2 protein-coding genes are annotated in these 2,526 nt (G+C 66.3%); both read right to left on the reverse strand.

Annotated elements, in window-relative coordinates; all coding sequences use genetic code 11:
* Nucleotides 1-300: 300 nt before the first annotated feature.
* Entirely contained in the window at nt 301-1,494 is a 1,194-nt protein-coding gene (locus tag K4G67_RS15435; protein WP_239807202.1) for an IS91 family transposase, read from the reverse strand.
* Between the two features lie 6 nt (nt 1,495-1,500).
* Entirely contained in the window at nt 1,501-2,409 is a 909-nt protein-coding gene (locus tag K4G67_RS15440) for a tyrosine-type recombinase/integrase (RefSeq protein WP_239807203.1), read from the reverse strand.
* Between the last annotated feature and the right edge of the window lie 117 nt (nt 2,410-2,526).

The following is a 2,526-nucleotide window of genomic DNA, read 5'->3' on the forward strand; positions in this document are numbered from 1 at the left end:
CGTTTAGAGTTTCGGACGCCGCGAGGCGTCGGAAAGTCGACGGTGCCCGAACCTGCGGGCCGCACGCGGTGCGCTATGGGGATTTCGACTTTGCGCTGATCCGGTCGGCTGCTGACAGTGCCGATAAGCGGAAGGGTCTGATAGCAGCCCGTCCGATTTTGCGATGACAAAGCAGCCGTAGGACGCCGGTTCGTCCGATTTTGGTGATGCGACTACCGCTTTTGGGCGGGTAATATGCGGACGTCATCGCCGCCGGAAGCGTGGCTGCGGCGGGGTGGAACAGTGTCATGCCGAGCCGGGTCACGGCGCAGGTTGCCCGGATGGAGCGGCTGCGCTCGGCGGACCGCGTGGCGGATGGCAGCGCTGGAACGTCTCGATAACGACCATGCGCCCACCGCAGCAGGGGCACGGTGGGCGGGGATCGGGTGGTTCGGTGGGCGTCTTGTCCGTGGCGGGCGGTGCGACCGCGAGCAGTCGGCGAGCGTGTTCGAGACGGGCCTTACGGGTGCTACTGGCGAGCAGCCCGTAATGGCGGATGCGGTGGAACCCACGCGGCAGGCAGTGCAGCAGGAAGCGGCGGATGAACTCGTCGGCACTGAGCGTCATCACCTGCTGGCGGTCGGCGCCGGTGCGGCGGTAGTCCTTGTAGCGGAACGTGACGCTGTCCTCGTCGCACCGGAGGAGCCGACTGTTCGAGATGGCGACCCGGTGGGTGTAGCGCGACAGGTAGGCGAGCACCGCTTCGGGACCAGCGAACGGCGGCTTGGCGTAAACGACCCAGCGCTTCTTCCTGACAGGTGACAGGTGGCGCAGGAAGGCGTGCCGGTCTGCAAGATGCACTAACTGGCCGAAGAAGGCGAGCTTGCCGGCAGCGTGCAACGCCATGAGGCGGGTCAGGAACAGGCGCCGGAACAGCGCACCCAGCACTCGCACCGGCAGGAGGAAGGCCGGATGGGACGATATCCATCGCTCCCCGCCCAGCGCGATACCGCCCCCCGGCACGATCATGTGGATGTGCGGATGATGGGTCATCGCCGAGCCCCAGGTGTGGAGCACGGCGGTAATGCCGATCCGGGCGCCCAGATGCTTCGGGTCGGCGGCGATGGTGAGCATTGTCTCAGACGCGGTCTTGAACAGCAGGTCGTAGACCAGCGCCTTGTTGTGGAACGCGATGGCGGCGATCTCGGCGGGGAGCGTGAATACGACGTGGAAGTAGCCGACCGGCAGCAGGTCGCCCTCGCGTGCGGCGAGCCAGTTGCGTGCGGCTACACCCTGACACTTGGGGCAGTGCCGGTTGCGGCAACTGTTATAGGCGATCCGCCAATGCCCGCAGTCGGTGCAGGCCTCGACATGCCCGCCCATGGCCGCGGTGCGGCAGTGCTCGATCGCCGACATGACTTTGAGCTGGTGCAGGCTCAGATGCCCGGCATGGGCGGCCCGATAAGCTGGCCCCGCGGCACGAAAGACGTCGGCGACCTCGAGCGAGGCGCGCATATCGCCTCAGCCGCTCGGTGCCTCCTTGTCCGGTCCGCTCAGCGCCAATCGGTCGAGCGGGCTGACGACTGCCCGCATCGTCCTGGTCGCCACCTGCGTATAGAAGGCGGTGGTGTTGAGCTTGGCGTGACCGAGCAGTGCTTGGATAACACGGATATCGACCCCGTCCTCGAGCAGGTGCGTCGCGAAGCTGTGTCGCAGGGTGTGCGGTCCCACCCGCTTGGCGATATCGGCTGCCTCGGCAGCTTGGACAACGACGCGGTGGAGTTGGCGGGTGCTGATCGGCACCGTCGCGTTCTGACCTGGGAAGAGCCAGCCATCGGCATGCAGCACACCCTGTTGCCGCCCAGCGCGCCACCAGTCACGCAGCAGCACGAGAAGACCTTCGGGCAGCATAGCATTGCGATAGCGTCCGCCCTTGCCGCGCTCGATCCTGAGCAGCATGCGCTTGCTGTCGATATCGCACACCTTGAGCGCCGAGACCTCCCCGACGCGCAGCCCCGCGCCATAGGCGACCGACAGTGCTGCCTGATGCTTGAGGCAGGTGGTGGCGTCGAGCAGCCGCTTCACTTCCGCCAGGCTCAGAACTACCGGGATCTTGCGGGCATGCGACGTGCGGACCAGCTTGCGCGCGAGTTCGGGCCGGTCGAGCGTGTGCGTGAAGAAGAACCGCAGCGCCGCAACGATGCTGTTCATGGTCGGCGCCGGAACGCCGGCGTCCCGCTGCTCGATCTGGAAGCGGCGCACGTCCTCGGCCGTAGCGGTATGCGGCGAGCGCCCTAGCCAGGTCGCGAACCGCGCGACATCGCGCAAATAATTACGCTGCGTCTCCGGACTGAACCGGCGCATCGTCATATCCTCGATCAGCCGCTGACGCAGTGGGCTGATCGGTTCGACCGGGACAAGATCGTTCATCGTTCGACTCCTAAGGTTGAAGGAGCCGAAATCGTCTGCCTTGTGCGCCCTAAGCGCTACGCCCGTCGTTCTGCATCGCCCCGCCGCCAGCACCCCTCCCGCGAAGCGGGTTCGTGC

It is taken from the genome of Croceicoccus hydrothermalis (genome assembly GCF_022378335.1).
Lineage (GTDB): Bacteria > Pseudomonadota > Alphaproteobacteria > Sphingomonadales > Sphingomonadaceae > Croceicoccus > Croceicoccus hydrothermalis.

Coding starts and splice junctions, on each gene's coding strand:
- K4G67_RS15440 (WP_239807203.1), bottom strand. CDS start 2,409: ATGAACGATCTTGTCCCGGTCGAACCGATCAGCCCACTGCGTCAGCGG.
- K4G67_RS15435 (WP_239807202.1), bottom strand. CDS start 1,494: ATGCGCGCCTCGCTCGAGGTCGCCGACGTCTTTCGTGCCGCGGGGCCA.